This is a genomic window from Achromobacter sp. NFACC18-2 (genome assembly GCF_900108985.1).
Classification (GTDB): domain Bacteria; phylum Pseudomonadota; class Gammaproteobacteria; order Burkholderiales; family Burkholderiaceae_B; genus Achromobacter.
This window is the reverse complement of the sequence record NZ_FNYM01000013.1, coordinates 46,639-62,974: the sequence shown is the minus strand read 5'-3', so window position 1 is coordinate 62,974 and position 16,336 is coordinate 46,639. Positions and strand designations below refer to the sequence as shown.

At 66.8% G+C, this 16,336-nt stretch carries 18 protein-coding genes; 13 read left to right on the top strand and 5 right to left on the bottom strand.

The window, feature by feature from the left end; genetic code table 11:
• Nucleotides 1-5: 5 nt before the first annotated feature.
• Both BMW75_RS19535 and BMW75_RS19530 read right to left on the bottom strand, forming a co-directional pair.
• On the bottom strand, nt 6-554 hold the full coding sequence (locus tag BMW75_RS19535) for a hypothetical protein (RefSeq protein WP_076517261.1): 549 nt from the start codon (nt 552-554) through the stop codon (nt 6-8).
• A complete protein-coding gene (locus tag BMW75_RS19530; protein WP_076517264.1) occupies nt 551-1,486 on the bottom strand; it encodes a LysR family transcriptional regulator in 936 nt (311 codons plus the stop codon). The genes BMW75_RS19535 and BMW75_RS19530 overlap by 4 nt, the downstream gene beginning before the upstream one ends.
• 183 nt (nt 1,487-1,669) lie before the next feature.
• Here BMW75_RS19530 and gtdA point away from each other — a divergent pair, with 183 nt between their 5' ends.
• The 12 genes from gtdA (at nt 1,670) to BMW75_RS19470 (ending at nt 12,944) form a co-directional block, all read left to right on the top strand.
• Nucleotides 1,670-2,737 (top strand): gentisate 1,2-dioxygenase, encoded by a 1,068-nt coding sequence (gene gtdA, locus BMW75_RS19525; protein ID WP_092581499.1) that lies wholly within the window; start codon nt 1,670-1,672, stop codon nt 2,735-2,737.
• Between the two features lie 52 nt (nt 2,738-2,789).
• Entirely contained in the window at nt 2,790-3,488 is a 699-nt protein-coding gene (locus BMW75_RS19520) for a fumarylacetoacetate hydrolase family protein (RefSeq protein WP_092581498.1), read from the top strand.
• A 15-nt stretch (nt 3,489-3,503) separates the two neighbouring features.
• A complete protein-coding gene (gene maiA / locus BMW75_RS19515; protein WP_092581497.1) occupies nt 3,504-4,142 on the top strand; it encodes a maleylacetoacetate isomerase in 639 nt (212 codons plus the stop codon).
• Between the two features lie 2 nt (nt 4,143-4,144).
• Nucleotides 4,145-4,522 carry a chorismate mutase gene (locus BMW75_RS19510; protein WP_092581496.1) on the top strand — a complete coding sequence of 126 codons (378 nt, stop codon included), beginning with the start codon at nt 4,145-4,147 and terminating at the stop codon, nt 4,520-4,522.
• Entirely contained in the window at nt 4,515-5,540 is a 1,026-nt protein-coding gene (locus BMW75_RS19505; RefSeq protein WP_092581495.1) for a Bug family tripartite tricarboxylate transporter substrate binding protein, read from the top strand. Before BMW75_RS19510 ends, BMW75_RS19505 begins: the two co-directional genes overlap by 8 nt.
• Nucleotides 5,541-5,593: 53 nt before the next feature.
• Nucleotides 5,594-6,946: an FAD-dependent oxidoreductase gene (locus tag BMW75_RS19500; RefSeq protein ID WP_092581494.1), complete on the top strand. Its 1,353-nt coding sequence runs from the start codon at nt 5,594-5,596 to the stop codon at nt 6,944-6,946.
• A 19-nt stretch (nt 6,947-6,965) separates the two neighbouring features.
• The gene (locus BMW75_RS19495) at nt 6,966-8,207 is read left to right on the top strand and encodes a 3-hydroxybenzoate 6-monooxygenase (RefSeq protein WP_092581493.1); all 1,242 of its coding nucleotides are present in this window, start codon (nt 6,966-6,968) and stop codon (nt 8,205-8,207) included.
• Between the two features lie 104 nt (nt 8,208-8,311).
• On the top strand, nt 8,312-9,484 hold the full coding sequence (locus BMW75_RS19490; protein WP_092581492.1) for an ABC transporter substrate-binding protein: 1,173 nt from the start codon (nt 8,312-8,314) through the stop codon (nt 9,482-9,484).
• A gap of 61 nt (nt 9,485-9,545) precedes the next feature.
• Nucleotides 9,546-10,460 carry a branched-chain amino acid ABC transporter permease gene (locus BMW75_RS19485; RefSeq protein ID WP_083714200.1) on the top strand — a complete coding sequence of 305 codons (915 nt, stop codon included), beginning with the start codon at nt 9,546-9,548 and terminating at the stop codon, nt 10,458-10,460.
• 80 nt (nt 10,461-10,540) lie between these two features.
• A complete protein-coding gene (locus BMW75_RS19480) occupies nt 10,541-11,503 on the top strand; it encodes a branched-chain amino acid ABC transporter permease (protein ID WP_092581596.1) in 963 nt (320 codons plus the stop codon).
• Nucleotides 11,500-12,252: an ABC transporter ATP-binding protein gene (locus BMW75_RS19475; RefSeq protein ID WP_092581491.1), complete on the top strand. Its 753-nt coding sequence runs from the start codon at nt 11,500-11,502 to the stop codon at nt 12,250-12,252. The genes BMW75_RS19480 and BMW75_RS19475 overlap by 4 nt, the downstream gene beginning before the upstream one ends.
• A complete protein-coding gene (locus BMW75_RS19470; protein WP_076517287.1) occupies nt 12,252-12,944 on the top strand; it encodes an ABC transporter ATP-binding protein in 693 nt (230 codons plus the stop codon). Before BMW75_RS19475 ends, BMW75_RS19470 begins: the two co-directional genes overlap by 1 nt.
• Before the next feature lie 22 nt (nt 12,945-12,966).
• Here the strand turns inward: BMW75_RS19470 and BMW75_RS19465 are convergent, their stop codons facing one another.
• Nucleotides 12,967-13,335 carry a glyoxalase superfamily protein gene (locus BMW75_RS19465; RefSeq protein WP_092581595.1) on the bottom strand — a complete coding sequence of 123 codons (369 nt, stop codon included), beginning with the start codon at nt 13,333-13,335 and terminating at the stop codon, nt 12,967-12,969.
• A gap of 52 nt (nt 13,336-13,387) precedes the next feature.
• On the opposite strand from BMW75_RS19465, the gene BMW75_RS19460 reads away from it, so the two are divergent.
• The gene (locus tag BMW75_RS19460; protein WP_092581490.1) at nt 13,388-13,747 is read left to right on the top strand and encodes a hypothetical protein; all 360 of its coding nucleotides are present in this window, start codon (nt 13,388-13,390) and stop codon (nt 13,745-13,747) included.
• A gap of 569 nt (nt 13,748-14,316) precedes the next feature.
• On the opposite strand, the gene BMW75_RS19455 is transcribed toward BMW75_RS19460, so the two are convergent.
• Complete coding sequence (locus BMW75_RS19455; protein WP_092581489.1) at nt 14,317-15,333, bottom strand: Bug family tripartite tricarboxylate transporter substrate binding protein; 1,017 nt, start codon at nt 15,331-15,333, stop codon at nt 14,317-14,319.
• Nucleotides 15,334-15,564: 231 nt separating this feature from the next.
• Nucleotides 15,565-16,305 carry an amino acid ABC transporter ATP-binding protein gene (locus BMW75_RS19450; RefSeq protein ID WP_056320495.1) on the bottom strand — a complete coding sequence of 247 codons (741 nt, stop codon included), beginning with the start codon at nt 16,303-16,305 and terminating at the stop codon, nt 15,565-15,567.
• Nucleotides 16,306-16,336 lie beyond the last annotated feature (31 nt).

Sequence of the window (16,336 nt, the reverse complement as noted above, 5' to 3'; positions counted from 1 at the left end):
CGCCTTCACGCCTTGCGCGCCAGATACCGCAAAGCGATCCGGTACCCGGCGTACACATAGAACCCGTCGCTGTTCATCACCAGCCAGGCGCCCAGGCCGCCCATCAACGCCACCACCGGTCCCACGGCCTGCACATCGCCCTGGGTCCAGGCGATCACGCCGAACGCGCCGACGATGACCAGCCCGATCGACAGCCGCTTCAGCAGCACCAGGCCCGCGGCCTGTCCGGCCATCATCATCACCACGCCGATCGCCAGACCCAGCGCCGTACCGGTGCACACCGCGACCAGCGCGAATGCCGCCAGCGCCGGACCCACGCCGCGCATCAGCAGGCTCAAGACCTCGATCCCGACGCCGAGCCCGCCGCCCATCACCAGCACCGCCAGCACCAGCGGAGACCACGTCCCCGGCGGCGTGCGTCCCGCATCCATCTGCGCCACGAAGCGGTGCATCGCCGCCGACGCGGCGGGATCCCGCCCCTGCGCCTGCGCAGCCTCCAGCCTGCGGCACTGCGCGATCAGGGCGTTCAGGCCGCGGGCGGGAGCGGGCGTCACGGGCGAGTCACTCCCGGCGCATGCTCGGCCACCGTGCTTCGCAACGCCGCCATCGCCTCTTGCACCGCCAACGGCCGGAACCCATCCTCGCGCCAGTACATGGCCACCGAACCGAATCCCGACAGCCGCACCGGGATGATGCGCATCGCGCGCATCTGCGAAAAGCGCAGCGCGGCGCGGTGCGAGGCCACGCCGATCATGTCGCTGTTGTTGATGAGCGTGAGATTGACCGTGACCGAATTCGATTCCACATGGTCCGGCGGCGGCGCCTGGCCAGCCGCGGCCAGCGCCGCGTCCACGGCGTTGCGGATGGGCGTGCCCTTGGGCCACAGGATCCAGCGATAAGACAGCAGGTCCTGCCAGCTTGGCCGCTCCACGGCGAAGAGCGGATGCCGGGGCCGCGCGACCAGATGGATGGGCTCCAGGTACAGGGCCTCGAAGCGGATGGCCGGGTCATGGTGTTCGGGCGCGGACCGCCCCACCACGATGTCCAGGTCGCCCTGCGCCAGTTGCGCCAGCAGACGGTCCGTGGTGCCCTCCACCAGCTTTACCCGCGCCTGCGGCATGCGCTCCAACAGCTTCATGACCGCCAGCGGCACCGTGTCGGACGCGGACGCGCCCGATGCGCCGATCACCACGCGGCCGCCGCCGCCCTCCCGCAGCGCCGCCATGTCCGCGCTGGCGCGGTCCAGTTGCGACTCCACCCGCTGCGCATGCGCGATCAGCACGTCGCCGTGCGGGGTTGGGCGCAGGCCGCGCGCATGGCGCTCGAAGAGCGGCAGTCCGATATCGTCTTCCAGATCCTTCAGCCATTTCGACAGGCCCGGCTGCGTCGTATTGAGCATGGCGGCGGAATGGCTGATGTTGCGGGTCTGGGCCAGGCTGAGCAGCATTTTCAGATTGCGCAGCCGCAAGCGGTGGGTCCAGTCCATGCAGGCCCTCGTGGTGGGGAGGTTGTCTCGTAGGTATGTTCTTATTCGTATGGATAATAAGATAAATTCATTTCAAATCGCATAGCTGCTTGCGCATAATCGTCTCCATACCAGGACCAGCCGCGAACCCACGCGGCGGCCGCCCGTAGAAGCCGGCGATAGCCGGACATACCGGAGACAACCATGCACGATGGCCACCCCGCCAGCGCGGACAGCGCTGCCTCGGACCGCGCCCGCTACTACGCGCGCATCGCCAAGAAACACATGTCGCCCCTGTGGGAGTCGCTGCACAACCTGGTGCCGCGCCAGCCCGCGCCGCGCTGCGTGCCTGCCATCTGGAAGTACGACGACGTGCGCGACGACGTCATGGCGTCGGGCTCGCTGATTTCCGCGGAAGAAGCCGTGCGACGCGTGCTGATCCTGGAAAACCCCGGCCTGCCCGGCCAGGCCAGTATCACGCAAAGCCTGTACGCGGGCCTGCAGCTCATCCTGCCCGGCGAAATCGCGCCCAGCCATCGCCACACGCAATCGGCCCTGCGCTTCATCGTCGAGGGCCGCGGGGCCTACACCGCCGTCAATGGCGAGCGCACCACGATGCACCCCGGCGATTTCATCATCACGCCGTCGTGGACCTGGCACGACCACGGCAACGCCGAAGCCGTCGAAGGCGGCGAGCCCGTGGTCTGGCTCGACGGCCTGGACATCCCGTTGCTGCGCTTCCTGGACGCCGGGTTTGCCGAAAACTACCCCTCGGCCACCCAGCCGGTCACGCGCCCCGAAGGCGACAGCCTGGCGCGCTTCGGCCACAACATGGCGCCCGTGCGCCACCAGGTGTCCAGCGGCACGTCGCCCATCTTCAACTACCCCTACGAACGCAGCCGCGAGGCGCTGGACGCGCTCTACCGCCACGGCGAGCTCGATCCCTGGGACGGCGTCAAGCTGCGCTACCTGAACCCCGCCAACGGCGGCTATCCCATGCCCACGATGGCCACGTTCATGCAATTCCTGCCCGCGGGCTTTCAGGGCAAGACCTTCCGCACGACCGACTCCACGGTCTACAGCGTGGTCGAAGGCCGGGGCTCGGCGCGCATCGGCGACCAGGAATTCCTCTTCGGTCCGCGCGACGTCTTCGTGGCGCCGTCCTGGATGCCCGTCCAACTGGCCGCGCTGGAGGACGCCACGCTCTTCAGCTATTCAGACCGCCCGGTGCAGGCCGCGCTGGGCCTGTGGCGCGAAGAACGCGTCGGCTGATCGCCGGCAGTCCCGCCTTCCTGATCCTTATCCCGCCTTCAAAGGGTGATCCATGTCTTTTGTGTTTGCTCCCGCCGCCCCCGTCGCCGTGCCCATCGCCGGCAGCCAGGACCGTTTTCCCGTGCGCCGCGTCTATTGCGTCGGCCGCAATTACGCCGCCCACGCGCGCGAAATGGGCTTCGACCCCGACCGCGAACCGCCGTTCTTCTTCTGCAAGCCGGCCGACGCCGTGGTCCCCGTCGCCGACGGCGCCACGCTGTCCCTGCCCTACCCGCCTGAAACGTCGAACCTGCATTACGAGATCGAACTGGTCGCGGCCATCGGCAAGAGCGGCGCCAACATCCCGGTCGACGACGCGCTGGCGCACGTGTGGGGCTACGCCGTCGGCCTGGACATGACGCGCCGCGACCTGCAAATGAAAATGCGCGAAGCCGGCCGCCCGTGGGAACTGGGCAAGGCCTTCGACCAGAGCGCGCCCATCGGACCGCTCCATCCCGCGCAATCGGTCAGCGGCATCGAACAAGCCGGCATCTGGCTGCAGGTCAACGGCACCGACAAGCAGCGCAGCGACATCGGCAAGCTGATCTGGTCTGTCGCCGAGACCATCGCCTACCTGTCCAGATACTTCCGCCTCGAAGCCGGCGACCTCATCTACACGGGCACGCCCGAAGGCGTGGGCCCCGTGGTGCGCGGCGACAAGATGGTCGGCGGCGTGGACGGGTTGGGCACCATCAGCGTCCAGATGGCTTGAGGCCGGGAGTTCCGCATGCAACTGCACAGTTTCTTCAACAGCTCCACCTCCTACCGCGTGCGCATCGCCCTGGCGCTCAAGGGCCTGTCCTATGAGTACCTGCCGGTAAATCTGCGCAAGCAAGAGCAGCGGACCGCGGACTATATGGCCAGGAATCCCTCCGCGGGCGTGCCCCTGCTAATCGACGGCGACATGCAGCTCTCGCAGTCGCTTGCCATCATCGACTACCTGGACGCCACGCATCCCGAGCCGCGCCTGATTCCCGCCGATACGCAGGGGCGCGCCCGGGTGCTGGAGCTGTCCGACGCCATCTCCTGCGATATCCACCCCGTCAACAACATGCGCATCCTGCGCTACCTGCAGGACGTGCTGGGGGCCAGCGACGAACAGAAGAACGCCTGGTACCACCACTGGATCCGCGAAGGCCTGACCGCCGTGGAGGCCCTGCTGGCACGCCACGGCCACGGCGCGTACTGCTTGGGCGACGCGCCCACGCTGGCGGATTGCTGCCTGGTGCCCCAGGTGGCCAATGCCCAGCGCATGGGCTGCGACCTCTCCGCCTATCCGCGCATCCTCCGCGTTTTTGAACATTGCAACGCGCAGCCTGCCTTCCAGGCGGCCGCGCCGGCCCAGCAACCGGACTACACCAAGTGAACATGCAAGAGCCCGACACCCACGGCGCGCCGCTGCGCGAGTACACCGATCCCGGCTATCGGCCGCTGTGCGCCAACCTGGCCGAGGTGCGCGCCAACATCGACCGGCTGGACGACGACATCGTTCGGCTCATCGCCGAGCGCGCCATGTACGTAAAGGACGCGGCGCGCTTCAAGCGCGACGCTTTCCAGGTGAGCGCCCCCGCGCGCCAGGCCCAGGTCTTCGAGAAGGCCAGGAAGCTGGCGGAACGCCACAACCGGGGCTTTGCCAACCTGGAGCAGGTGGTGGACGCGACCTATCGCGCGATGGTCGCCGCATTCATCGCCAATGAGCAGACCTATTTCGACACCATGAAAGACGTGGGAGACACGCATGCCTGATTCTTCGATCCTGCCGCCGGGCCGCATGCTCGCGCGCCGTCTTGCGGTGCGCGCCGCCGCGCTGGGCCTGGCCGCGCTGGCGCCGCTGGCCGCCGCCGGCACCGCCGAAGCCGCCGACGCGTGGCCCACCCAACCGCTCAAGGCGGTCGTGCCGTTCGGTCCGGGCTCCAGCCCCGACCAGGTCGCGCGCATCGTCGGCGAGAAGGCCGGCGCGATCCTCGGCCAGGCCATCGTCATCGAAAACAAGCCCGGCGCCAGCGGCAACATCGGCACCTATGCCATCGCCAACGCCAAGCCCGACGGCTACACCTTCGGCGTGTCGATCACCGGCCCGCTGGTGAACAACACGCTGCTGTTCGACAAGCTGCCCTACGCCCCCGCCAAGGACCTGTCGCCGCTGACCCTTGCCGTGCACCAGCCCAACGTGCTGGTGGTCCCCGCCACTGCCGGCATCGACAACGTCGGCCAGCTTCTGGAGGCCTTGAAGAAAAACCCGGACAAGTACAACTTCCCGTCGCCGGGGGCCGGCACCGTGTCGCACCTGGCGGTCGAGCTGCTCTTGCAGCAGATCGGCGCGCGCGCCACGCACGTCCCGTATCCGTCCTCGCCCGCGGCGCTGACCTCGCTGCTGTCGGGCGACACCCAGTTCGCCGCGCTGCCGCCCATCGCGGTCATGCCGATGGTGAAGGACGGCCGGCTGAAGGCGTTGGCGGTCACCTCCTCCAAGCGCTCGGCGCTGCTGCCCGATATCCCGACATTGGCCGAAGTGGGCGTGCAGGGCATCGAGGGATCCGCGTGGATCGGCTTCGTGGTGTCGTCCAAGGCGCCGGCCGATGTGCAGAAGAAGCTGTCGGACGCGCTCATCCAGGCCATCCATGACCCCGAGGTGTCCAAGCGGCTGCAAGCGCAGTACATGGATCCGGTGGGCGACACGCCGGCCGAATTCCGCAGCTACATGGACGACGAGCTCAAGCGCTGGGAGCCCCTCATCAAGAAGCTGGGCATCAAGGGCCAGTAAGACCGACGCGCGGCCGCGCCGCGCGCCGACGGCAACAAAGCAAGGAGAATCAGATGGTCATCAACGAACCCGCCCGCCAGGTGCCGCTTTATGGCGAATACGAGGTCGTCGTCCTGGGCGGCGGCCCGGCCGGCGTGCTGGCGGCCGCCAGCGCGGCGCGCAATGGCGCGCGCGTGCTGCTCGTGGAACGCTACGGCTTCCTGGGCGGCATGGGCACCGCCGCCGGCGTGTCCAACTTCTGCGGACTGCACGCCAACATCCACGGCGACATCCGGCAGGTGGTGCACGGCATGACCGACGACCTGCTCGACCGCATGCGCGCCATGGACGGGCTGAACGATCCGCATCTGATCCTGGGCAAGATCCATGCGCAGGCCTATGACATCTCGGCGTTCAAGTGCGCGGCCGACGGCCTGGTGCAGGACAGCGGCGCGCAGGTGCTGTTTCACGCGCTGGCCACGGGCCTCACGCGCGACGATCAGGGCCGTGTGGACGCGCTCTTTTTGGAAACCAAGTCCGGCCGCTGCGCGGTGCGCGCCAAGATCTTCATCGACTGCTCGGGCGATGCCGACATCGCCCAGTGGGGCGGCCTGCCCTTTGAGAAGGGCGACGCGCACGGCCACCTGCTCTATCCCACCCTGATGTTCAAGGTGGGCAATGTGGACGGCGTGCGCGCGCAAGAGGCCTGGAAGACCATCCCCGTGCTGATGGACGAAGCGGCGGCCAGCGGCGAATTCACGTTTCCGCGCAAGGGCGCCATCGTGCGTCCCCAAAAGCACGACTACGAATGGCGGGTCAACGTCACGCAGCTTGCCAACGCCGACGGTAGCGCGGCGGACGGCACCGACGCCGACTCGCTGTCGGCGGGCGAACTCGAAGGCCGCCGCCAGATCATGAATTACCTGGCGTTCCTGCGCGCCAAGGTGCCCGGATTCGAGCAGGCCTATGTGCTGGACATCGCCCCGCAGCTGGGCATCCGCGAGACCCGCCGCATCGTGGGCGAGGCCGTGCTCACCCAGGAAGACGTGCTGGGCTGCGCGGATTTTCCGGACAGCATCGGCGTCAACGGCTGGCCGCTGGAAATGCACACGGCGGGCGACGTCAAATGGCTCTGGCCGCCCATACCCGAATCGCGCGGCTACAACCAGCTTCCGTTTCGCATGATGGTGCCCCGGCGCGGCCCGGGCGTGGCGGACAACGTGCTGGTGGCCGGCCGCTGCGCCTCGATGACGCACGAGGGCCAGTCCGCCGCGCGCGTCAGCGGAAGCTGCTTCGTCATGGGCGAGGCCGCCGGCACCGCGTCCGCCATGGCGCTGCGCGCGGGCATCGCGCCGGGCGACGTCTCCATTGCGGCGCTGCAGGCGCAATTGACGCAACAAGGCGCCTTCCTGGGCGGCCAGGACTGAACCACAGCGAGGACCCGACATGACGACTATCCTGGCAGCAAAACCGAAAGTGCCGACCCAGACCCAGACCCAGACCGTGATCGTCGTGGGCGGCGGCATCGGCGGCCTGGCCGCTGCGCTGGCGCTCACGCGGCAAGGCATTGCCGTGCAACTTCTGGAACAGGCCGCGCAGATCGGCGAAATCGGCGCGGGCATCCAGCTCGGCCCCAATGCCTTCGCCGCGCTCGACGCGCTGGGCGTGGGCACGACGGCCCGCGGCCGCGCCGTCTTCACCGACCACATCATCATGATGGACGCCGTGGACGCCAGGGAGGTGGTGCGCATCGACACCGGCGAGGCCTTTCGTGCGCGCTTCGGCGGCCCCTACGCCGTCATTCACCGCGCCGACATCCACCTGTCCATTCTGGAAGCGGTGCAGAAAGATCCGCTGATCCAGTTCCGCACCTCCACGCAGATCGCCAGCATGTCGCAGGACGCCAATGGGGTAGAAGTCGTGGACACGCAGGGCAACCGCTACCGCGCCGACGCCGTGGTGGGGGCAGACGGCGTCAAGTCCGTGATCCGCGAAGCCATGGTGGGCGATCCCGCGCGCGTGACGGGCCACGTGGTCTACCGCGCCGTGGTCGACCAGGAAAACATGCCGCAGGAACTGCGCATCAACGCCCCCGTGCTGTGGGCGGGTCCGCACTGCCACCTGGTGCACTATCCGCTGCGCGGCGGCCAGCAATACAACCTGGTCGTCACGTTCCATAGCCGGGAACAGGAGGAATGGGGCGTGCGCGAAGGCAGCAAGGAAGAGGTGCTGTCCTACTTCCAGGGCATCCACCCGACGCCGCACCAGATGCTGGATCGTCCGACCTCATGGAAACGCTGGGCCACCGCCGACCGCGAGCCGGTGGAGCGGTGGGGCCAAGGCCGCGTCACGATACTTGGCGATGCCGCCCACCCCATGACGCAGTACATGGCCCAGGGCGCCTGCATGGCGCTGGAAGACGCCGTGACGCTGGGCGAGGCAATCCGGCAATGCGAGCACGACCTGCCCGCGGCCTTCCGGTTGTACGAATCGGTCCGCATCCCCCGCAGCGCGCGCGTGGTGTGGTCCACGCGCGAGATGGGCAGGCTCTATCACGCGCGCGGCGTGGAGCGCACGGTGCGCAACATGCTGTGGACGGGACGCAGCCAGTCCCAGTTCTACGACGCATTGCAGTGGCTGTACGGCTGGAAAGTGGAAAACTGCCTCGCGCAAGGCATGCCGCAGTGATGCAGTGATGCAGTGATGCAGTGATGCAGTGATCGACGTTGCAGGGAACAGGCCGCGTGGCGAAGACCATGCGGCACAGAGCATAAGCAAAAGAGGAGACAACCATGCACCAAAGCACCCTCCGCGGCGCCGCCGTCCTGCTGTCATTGGCCTCGTACGCGGCCAGCGCGCAGCAGAAACCCGTGGACATCGGCTTCATCGGCACCCTGTCCACGCCCGCCGGCTACATCGGCGAAGACGAGCGCGACGCCTTCATGCTGGCCGTCAAGGAAGGCGGCGGCAAGCTGGGCGGCGTGCCGGTCAATGTGCGCGTCGAGGACGACGCGCTCAAGCCCGCCAACGCCAAGCAGATCGCCGACAAGATGGTGCAGGGCGGCGTGCGCCTGTTCACCGGCATCAATTTCTCGAACGTCATGGCCGCCGTCGGCCCCACGGTGCTGAACGCCGGCGCCTTCTACGTCAGCCTGAACGCCGGCCCCTCCAACTATGCCGGCAAGGCCTGCAATCCCAACTACTTCTCGGTGGCGTTCCAGAACGACTCGTACGCCGACACCGCGGGCATGGCGGCCAACGAGCTGGGCGCCAAGCGCGTCGTCATCATGGCCCCGAACTACCAGGCGGGCCGCGACGCCGTCGCCGGCTTCAAGCGCACGTACAAGGGCGAAATCGCCGACGAGATCTACACCAAGCTCGAACAGGCCGACTTCTCGGTGGAGCTGGCGCGCATCCGTTCGCTCAACCCCGACGCCATCTTCCAGTTCCATCCGGGCGGCGCGGGCATCAACCTGACCAAGCAGTTCGCCAACTCGGGGCTGGCGGACAAGATAAAGATGATCACGCCGATCTATTCGATGGACGACCGCATGCTGGCCGCCACGGGCACGGCGGGCAAGGGCTTTTACCTGAGCTCGCTCTGGAGCGCCGACCTGGACAACGCGCAAAGCAAGCACTTCGTCGAGGCCTTCACCAAGGCCTACAACCGCGCGCCCACGGCCTATGCGGCGCAGGCCTACGACACCGCGAACCTGATCGGCTCCGCGCTCAAAGCAGTGGACGGCGACATCGCGGGCAAGCCGGACGACTTTCGCAACGCGCTGCGCCGCGCGGACTTCCCCAGCGTGCGCGGCAAATTCAAGTTCGGCCCCAACCAGCATCCCGTCCAGGACTGGTATCTGCTGCACATCGAAGCGGGCCCCGACGGCAAACTGGTCTACAAGAACCTGAAGGTGCTTGCGCGCGACCATACCGACGTGCACGCCGTGGACTGCAAGATGTGAGCACACGATCGGCGGCCGTGCGGGGCCGCCATCACCCAGACTCTCCCAAGAAGGAGTCGCAATGCTGATGTTCCTGGAGCAGGTGCTCAATGGCCTGCAATACAGCGCCCTGCTGTTCCTGTTGTCGGCGGGATTGACGCTGGTGTTCGGCATCATGAACGTCATCAACCTGACGCACGGGTCGTTCTACATGGTGGGCGCGTTCTGCGCCGCCAGCGCGGCCGCGTCCACCGGGTCCTTCGCCGCCGCCTTGCTGGCGGCGCTGGCGGGCGCGGCGCTCTACGGGCTGGTGATCGAACTGCTGGTCATCCGCCACCTGTACCGGCGTGACCACCTGGACCAGGTGCTGGCCACGCTGGGGCTGACGCTCTTCACCAATGAACTGGTGACCGTGCTGTTCGGCCGCAGTCCGCCCTTCATGGACATCCCGCCGTTCCTGTCGGGGTCCGTGGCGCTGCTGCCCGGCCTGAACTACCCGGTCATGCGGCTCGCCTTCATCGGCGCGGGCGCGCTGGTCGCGCTGGGCCTCTGGCTGCTGATCTCGCGCACCCGTGTGGGCATGCTGGTGCGCGCCGGCGCCGACGACGGCGAGATGGTCGATGCGCTGGGCGTCAACATCCAGCGCCTCTTCACCCTGATCTTCACGCTGGGCGCCCTGCTCTGCGGTTTTGCGGGCGTGATGGCCGCGCCCCTGCTGGCGGTGGAGATCGGCATGGGCGAACGCATCCTCATCACCACCTTCGTCGTCATCGTGGTGGGCGGCGTGGGCTCGGTGCGCGGCGCGCTGGCGGGCTCGTTGATGATCGGCATGACCGATGCGCTGGGGCGCGCCTACATCCCCTTCTGGATGTCGCGCCTGCTTCCCCCTGAACTGTCGGACTCGGCCAGCTCCAGCCTCGTGTCCGCCAGCATCTACATCCTGATGGCCATTGTGCTGCTGTTCAAGCCGCGCGGGCTGGTGCCGGCCCAGCGCTAGGAACGATATCCATGACCAGACAAATTCCATCGTCTCCGGTGTCAGACACCTACGTCCCCGCCCTCGCCAGCCCCCCACGCATCACCCGAAGCGCCCTCGTCAACGCCATCGGCCTGCTGCTGTTCGTCCTGGTGCCGGCCATCGCGTCGGCCACCGGCGAGAGCTTCCTCGTCAACCTCATGACGCGCTTTCTCATCTACTCCATCGCCGCCGTGAGCCTGGACCTGATCCTGGGCTACGGCGCCATGGTCAGTTTCGGCCACGCCGCATTCTTCGGCCTGGGCGGCTACGTGATCGGCATCGTCGGCTTCCACGTCGGACAGGGCGACACCCTGTTCGGCTGGAGCGGCAGCAACGCCGCGCTCGTGATGTGGCCGCTGGCCGTCGCCGTCGCGGCGCTGGCTGGACTGGCGGTTGGATTTCTGTCGCTGCGCACCTCTGGCGTGCAGTTCATCATGATCACGCTGGCCTTCGGGCAGATGCTCTATTTCATCCTGGTGGGTCTGATGGTCTATGGCGGCGACGACGGCCTGGCCATCGACGCGCGCAACACCCTGCCGGGGTTGAACCTGAACGATCCGGCCACCTTCTACTACGTCTGCCTGGCGCTGATGACGCTCTGGATCGTGGTCTGCCGGCGCATCGTGAACTCGCCGTTCGGCATGGCGCTGCAGAGCATCAAGCAGAACCCGCGCCGCAGCGTCGGGCTGGGCCTCGCGCCGCTGGGCTATCGCCTCACCGCCTTCGTCCTGTCGGCCGCGGGCACAGGACTGGCGGGCGCGCTGTGGGCCAACTACGCGCTCTTCGTCAGTCCCGACATGTCGGCCTGGCAAAAGTCGGGCGAACTCATGGCCATGGTGATCCTGGGCGGCATGGGCACGATCTTCGGCCCGGTGCTGGGCGTGGCCGTGTACCTGGGCTTGGAACAGGTCGCCACCGGCTGGACCGAACACTGGATGCTGATCCTGGGTCCGGTGCTGGTGCTGGTGGTGCTGTTCGGCAAGCGCGGCGTGTACGGCTGGCTGGCAGGAGGCAAACCATGACGTCGCATCCCAAGCTGGAAATTCGCGACCTGCGGAAATCGTTCGGCGCGGTGCACGCCACGCAAGGCGTCAACCTCGAAGTCAGGCCCGGCGAACTGCACGCCCTCATCGGCCCCAACGGCGCGGGCAAAACCACCCTGCTGTCCCAGATCAGCGGCGAAATCCTGCCCGACGCCGGCAGCATCTGGCTGGACGGCGGCGACATCACGCGCATGCCCGCCCACAAGCGGCCCGGCGCCGGGCTGGCGCGGTCCTTCCAGATCAGCCAGCTCTACCCCGACTTCACCGCCGAAGACAACGTCGCCATGGCCGTACAGGCGCACAGCCCCGGCGGCTTCAACCTGTGGAAGAACGCCAGGCGCCTGGGGCGCCTGCGGGAGCCGGCGCGCCAGGCGCTGGATCGCGTCGGCCTGGCGGGCCGCGCCGACGTGCGCGTATCGGCCCTGGCGCATGGCGAAAAGCGCCAGCTCGAATTGGCCATGGCGCTGTCGCTCGACGCCTCGGTACTGCTGCTGGACGAACCCATGGCCGGCATGGGCGCCGAGGAATCGCAACGCATGACCGCCCTGCTGCAAACGCTCAAGGGCCGCTACGCCATCCTGCTCGTCGAACACGACATGGACGCCGTCTTCGCGCTGGCCGACCGCGTCACCGTGCTGGTCTACGGCAAAACCATTTTCACCGGCACGCCCGACGAGGTGCGCCGCCATCCCGATGTGCGCGCCGCCTACCTGGGCGAGGAGGACTGATGCTGCAAGTCAACCAACTGCAGGGCGGCTATGGCGCCAGCAAAGTGCTCTTCGGGGTGGACCTGGACATCGCGCCGCGCCAGGTCGTCTCATTGATCGGCCGCAATGGCATGGGCAAGACCACCACGGTCAAGACCCTCATGGGCATGCTGCCCGCGCAGGGCGGCAGCATCCTGCTGGACGGCAAGCCGATTGCCGGCATGGCCCCGCATCGCATCGCGCAACTGGGCATCGGCCTCGTGCCCGAAGGGCGCCGCGTCTTCGGCTCCCTGACGGTCGAAGAAAACCTCGTCGCCACCGCCCGCAACACGCAAGCCGGCTGGCACGTCGGCCGGGTCTTCGACCTGTTCCCCCGCCTGAAGGAGCGCCGCACCCAATCGGCGCGCACCCTTTCGGGCGGCGAACAGCAGATGCTCGCCGTCGGCCGCGCGCTCCTCATCAACCCGCGCCTGCTCATCCTGGACGAAGCCACCGAAGGCCTCGCGCCCCTGATCCGCCAGGAAATCTGGAACTGCCTGCGCCGCCTGAAGGAAGAAGGCCAGACCATCCTCGTGATCGACAAGAACCTCAAGGAAATGGCCACCCTGGTCGATCGCCACCACGTCCTGGAAAAAGGCCGCGTCGTCTGGCAAGGCAGCCCCGCGGAACTGGCCGCGCAGCCGGAACTGGCGCACCGCTATCTGGGGGTGTAGAGGATGCGGCCCGATCCTGGTCCTAGCTCTGGTCCTGCGATTCGCAGAAACTCAAGCGATTCCCGAACGGATCGATCACCGCCATCACGCGCCCCCACGGCATCTCCTCCACGCAGGGCCGCATGTAGGCATACCCCTTCGCGCTGACCTCCGCGTGATACGCATCCACGCCCTGCATCCGCACAAACACCGCCGAGCCCGGCGTCGCATCGCCGTGGTGCTCGGACAAATGCAGCACAAGGTCATCGCGATGCACCTGCGCATAGAGCGGAAACCCGGCCTCGAAGCGATGCTCCCAGTCCCAGGTGAAGCCCAGAAAATCCAGATAGAAATCGCGCGCCTTCTCCACCGAGAAAATGCGCAGGATCGGTATGGCGGCTTGCAGGTGCATGGCGGTGCCTTGGTAGTATGCGGAAAATCCAGCATAGACCACTCGCCCATCCATGCCCATCGCCACGCCCGACTCCTGGAAACACCTGCCCGCCCCCGTGCAACGCGAACCGCTGCACTTCCAGGCACGCTACACCGCCGCCGAATACGCCCGCCTGCAACAGGGCGTCATCCCGCGGGAAATGGAGGACAAATGGTTCATCTACCTGCATGACGGCTGGCTGCGCCTGCACCGGAGCTGGACGGGCAACTGGATCTACGCGCTGCGGCTGGAACAGGACGGCGACGACTGGACGGTCACGGATTCCTGGGTGAACCGCGATCCCGAGCAATACCGGATCACCGACGGCGACTACGACAGGAAATCGCTGCAAGCCATGCTGCAGTGGCTGATCAAGGGACCGCCAGCGTGAATACCCGCGCGACGGCCGCTGTGGCGCTGGGCAATGCGGTGTCTGGCACCCATGAGCCACCAGTTCAAGTTGAAGTTCATCTCATGTGGGTGCCAGACACCTTGGCAACCACCCGAAAACCGCGCAGCGTAACCACCCCGCCGCAAGTCACTGCGTAAGCCCCACCAGGCCGCCCGCGCGGCCGCAGTGGGGCGGGCCCCGCAAGACGCTCCAAACCCACGCCGCTGCTCAATAGAACCTAAAGAACCCAACCCGCCCCAGCGCCCGCCAAGCTCAAACCACAGAGCCCGGCGTGGCGGCGGCCTGGGGTGCGCGGGGCGTGTAGATGCGCCCGAGGGAAACCGTAGGGAGCCGAAGGCGGACGAGGTTGACGACGGGGCAGTCCGGAGCGAAGGCTCCGGACCGCAATCGTAGCCCCGCGCGCCCCAGGCCGCCGACGCGCCGGGCGTCAGAAGAACGCACCGCAACCGCCCGAAGAAACCAAAACGCCCGCCAGAAACAACTCCGACAGGCGTTCAAAAACCACATCGCAACAGGCATCCACCAAAGACGCCCATCGCCAGAAAGCATCAATTCAAGCTAGCACCCGAGATCTTCACAATCTCCTGATACTTCGCCTTCTCGGCCTTCACGAATTCGGCAAACGCCTCCGGCGTCATCGGACCCGCCTCGGACCCCATGGTCAGCAGACGCTGCTTGATGTCCGGCTGCGCCATCGCCTCGGCATACGCCTTGTTCAGCTTGGCCACCACCGGCGCCGGCGTGCCGCCCGTCGTGAACACCCCGAACCACGTGCCCAGGTCAAAGCCCTTCACGCCCGATTCCTCGACGGTAGGCACATCCGCCAGCAGCGACGAACGCTTGGCCGTCGTCACGGCCAGCGCCTTCACCTTGCCGTCCTTGATCAACGGCGCCGACGCCGCCAGATTGTCGAACATGAAATCCGACTGGCCCGACAGCAGCGCCAACTGCGCCGGCGCCGCGCCCTGGTAGGGAATGTGCTCGACCTTGATATCGGCCCGCGCCTTGAGCAACTCGCCCGACAGATGACCCGCGCTGCCGTTGCCGCCCGAGCCGTAATTCAGCTTGCCCGGATTCTTCTTCGCATAGTCGATCAGGTCCGCCAGCTTCTCGATCTTGTTCTTCTGGGCGAACTCAAGGTTGATGACCAGCACGTTCGGCACCGACGCCACGATCGTCACCGGCGCGAAATCCTTCACCGGGTCGTAAGGCAGATTCGCGAACAGCCAGGGATTGATCGCATGCGTCGCCACGGCGCCCATCACCAGCGTATAGCCGTCCGGCTGCGCCTTGGCCACCAGGTCGGCGCCGATGTTGCCGCCCGCGCCCGAACGGTTCTCCACGATCACCGGCTGGCCCAACGACCCGCGCACCTTCTCGGCCAGCATGCGGGCCATCGTGTCCAGCGGACCGCCGGGCGGGTAGGGAACGACAAAGCGGATCGGCTTGGTCGGGAAATCGGTGGCCTGGGCCAGCGCGGGCGCGCCAAACGGCAGGGTCGCGGCCAGCGCCACGGCGCCTTGCAACAGGGCGCGGCGCGCGGCGCTGCGGGGGGTATTCGTCATGATTCGGTCTCCTCACTCTGGATCATTGGCGGTCAGTAGCATACCCCACGCACGTGAACGCCGTAACAAAGGGATACCGGGAAGATCGGCCGGACTTCCAAGGATTGGCCGCACCGGCGCACGCCCGGTCAGGCCGCCGCACCGACGCCAAACCGCCCCAATGAAACAGACCCCCGGTAGTTGGACTGACGTCCACCCACGGGGGTCCGTTCACAAAAGCGGCTTGGCGGCTCAGTGCAAAATCTGGCTCAAGAAAAGCTTCGTCCGTTCGTTCTGCGGATTGTCGAAGAACTCGTCCGGCGTGTTCTGTTCGATGATCTCGCCGCGGTCCATGAAGATCACGCGGTTCGCGACCTTGCGCGCAAAGCCCATTTCGTGCGTCACGCAGATCATCGTCATGCCGCTTTCCTGGGCCAGGCTGACCATCACGTCCAGCACTTCCTTCACCATTTCCGGATCCAGCGCCGACGTCGGCTCATCGAACAGCATGATCTTGGGATTCATGCACAGCGACCGCGCGATCGCCACGCGCTGCTGCTGCCCGCCCGACAGCTGGCCGGGAAACTTCTTGGCCTGCTCCGGAATCCGCACGCGCTCCAGATACTTCATCGCCGTCGCCTCGGCTTCCGCGCGCGGCTTCTTCAGCACCCACATCGGGCCCAGCGTCAGGTTCTCCAACACCGTCAGGTGCGGGAACAGATTGAAATGCTGGAACACCATGCCCACGTCCTTGCGGATCGTCTCGATGTGCTTCAGGTCATTGGTGAGCTCCGTGCCGTCCACGATGATGTGGCCCTTCTGGTGTTCTTCCAGCCGGTTGATGCAGCGGATCATCGTGGACTTGCCCGAACCCGAAGGTCCGCACACCACGATGCGCTCGCCTGGCGCGACGTCCAGGTTGATGTTGCGCAACACGTGGAACTGGCCGTACCACTTGTTCACGTCCTGCAAACGAATAATGGCATCCGACATGCCTGTACTCCCGTAAGTATCGCTGGGCGCG